The 2,791-nt window shown below is 61.8% G+C and carries 2 protein-coding genes; both read left to right on the top strand.

Going from position 1 to position 2,791, the window contains the following annotated elements:
• The coding region (locus tag DWX39_RS11075) for a hypothetical protein (RefSeq protein ID WP_117759923.1) at positions 1–1,230 on the top strand (1,230 nt) is incomplete at its 5' end.
• A 69-nt stretch (positions 1,231–1,299) separates the two neighbouring features.
• Positions 1,300–2,791 (top strand): DUF2357 domain-containing protein (locus tag DWX39_RS10640; protein ID WP_117759921.1); only part of this gene is annotated, 1,492 nt, incomplete at its 3' end.

Raw genomic sequence — 2,791 nt, 5'->3', positions numbered from 1 at the left:
GCGCCTGCGGGCGAGGGCGCCACGGCTGCCGTGGTGTCGGGCAACGCGTCGCTCGCGCTCGATGGCGCGGGCGTCAAGGACGCCGCAGCCGCCATGGCCAAGGCCACCGTTGAGGCCAAGACCCTAGCCGAGGAAAAAGAGATTGCGCAGGCCAACCGCTTCCCCAAGTTGTCCCTTGTGGACCTTAAGTACCGCGACTGGGAATCGCCGGTCTACGACGATGCCATCTCGCTGGAGGACTTTGTCGACAGCTTCCGCGCGTTCGCCTGCAGCCAGATGAAGCTCTACTACACGCCCGAGATCATCCGCCGCTTTGTGGCCGGCATGGCCGCCTCCAAGCTGCTGATCCTGGAGGGCATCTCGGGTACCGGTAAGACGTCGCTGCCCTACAGCTTTAGCCGCTACCTGGACAACCCCGCGACCATCGTGTCGGTGCAGCCGAGCTTCCGCGATCGCACCGAGGTGCTGGGCTACTTTAACGAGTTTTCCAAGCGCTTTAACGAGACCGAGTTCCTCCGCGCCGTGTACGAGGCGGGCCTGCGCCAGGACCCGTCCATGATCGTGCTCGACGAGATGAACCTCGCCCGCGTGGAGTACTACTTTGCCGAGATCCTGTCGGTGCTCGAGATGCCCAGCCACGACGAGTGGGTACTCGATCTGGTCCCCACCCAGTGGGCCGCCGATCCCAAGGCTCTGCACGACGGCAAGCTCACCATCCCCGACAGCCTGTGGTTCATCGGCACGGCCAACAACGACGACTCCACCTTTACCATCACGGACAAGGTATACGACCGCGCGATCCCCATCGAGCTCAACGAGCGCGCCGATGCGTTTGAGTGCGAGCCGCACGAGCGCGTGCACGTGACGGCCGACCACCTGCAGTATCTGTTCCAGAAGGCCAAGGTCGAGTACGTGATCGACGACGAGCTGCTCCAGAAGATGCACAAGCTGGACCAGTACCTGCAGACCCGCTTTAAGCTGGCCTTTGGTAACCGTATCATCAAGCAGATGTACGACTTTATCCCCGTGTACGTGGCGTGCGGCGGCACCGAGCTGGGCGGTATGGACTACATCATCGCCCGCAAGGTGCTCAAGAAGTTTGAGTCCATGAACGTGAGCTTTGTGCGCGACGAGATGAAGGGCCTGATCGAGTACATCGAGAAGACCTTTGGCGAGGGCGGCCTGCCCGATTCCGTCATGTACCTGCAGCGGATCCAGAACTTTTACTAATGCTGTAAGCGCGGGGCGGCGTGATGTCGCCCCGCCCCTTTCCGATCGATCCAATCTATGGAGTAACCCATGTCCGAGACCATTCAGGACCTCTATACCAGCTTCTCCGAGCAGATGGAGCCCATCCAGGAGGACAGCCGCTACTTCCGCTATCTGTTTGAGATGGCGCAGGCCTCGGGCACCACGATCGAGCAGCAGCGCGAGGAGCTCGTCAAGGTGGTGGACGAGGAATGGATCAGCATGATCGAGGACTCGCTCGACGCCATCAACACCATTATCGAAAAGCCCCGCCGCTTTATCACCACCGAGGAAGAGGTGGTGCCGGTCTCGCTCGCCAAAAAGATCAGCGCCGACAGTGTTCGCCATCTGAGCCAGAACACGCAGTTTTTGGCGCCGAGCGACGATGGCGGCGTCCATCCCACGCGCATCCTCAACGTCAATACCGTCGAGACCTACGACCTGTACGAGAATCGCTTTATCTACCACCTGATTCAGCGCCTGCTGACGTTTGTGGACAAGCGTACCGACGTGATCTTTTGGTCGACGGGCAACGAGATCCGCAACCGCTTTAAGATGCACAGCAAGATCGACGACGCGTACGAAGAGATCGAGTATAACGTCGAGATGACGATCAAAAACCGCCAGAGCTTTGCCGAGAACGACGCCGACAACATGGACGTCTTTATGCGCATCGACCGTGTGCGCCGCCTGGTCATGGCGCTGCGCGGCGCGTCGTTTTGCCAGATAATGAACGGGTGCAGCGCGGTCCGCAGTCCCATTCAGCGCACCAACCTCATCATGAAAGACCCCAACTACCGCAAGTGCTACCAGCTGTGGCAGTTTATGGAGCGCTACGACAAGGTGGGCTACAACATCGACGTGCAGCAGCAGGCGCTGGCGTTCGATGACGAGTACATGGTGCAGATGTACACCAACCTCATCAACAACTACACCGTCTTTAAGAGCCTGACCGATGACGAGTGCAACCTGCAGGAGCTCGAGAGCGTGCAACACGCGCCGGTGGCGCCTAAGTTTATTAAGGAGATCAAGGAGGTGCAGGTCGATAGCCCCGACCTGCCCGATGTCGAGGTCCGCCGCGTGTTTGTGGAGGAGGTCACGCAGGCCCAGCTCGACGCCGAGCAGGCGCTGGCCGAGGCGCGCGAGCAGATCGAGGAGCTGCAGGGCCAGGTGAAATCCTGGAAGGTGCAGGCGCACGCGTTGACCGACGAGCGCGACGACCTGGCCGACGAACTGGACGAGGCCAAGACGCGCGAGCTGGCGTTGACGCAGCGCGCTCAGATGGCCGAGGCGGATGCCGAGGAACTGCGCGGCTCGCTGGAGGATGTCGAGGCGGGCAAGAAAGCTGCCGAGGCCGACGCTGTCGAGGCGCGTGAGACTGCGGCGGCGCAGCTGGCGCAGACGCGTGCCGAGGCAGATGCCGAGGTCGCGGCCGCTCGTGCCGACGCGGACGCCAAGGTTGCTGCCGCCGAGCAGGCAGCCTCCGAGCAGGTCGCGCAGGTCGAGAGTGACGCCGCTGCGGCCCTGGCTGCCAAGGTGGCCG

The sequence above is a fragment of the Collinsella sp. AF19-1LB genome (assembly GCF_003459655.1).
In the GTDB taxonomy this organism is placed as follows: Bacteria; Actinomycetota; Coriobacteriia; order Coriobacteriales; family Coriobacteriaceae; genus Collinsella.
Note: the sequence above shows the minus strand (reverse complement) of the source record. Positions and strands in the feature narration are given on the sequence as shown.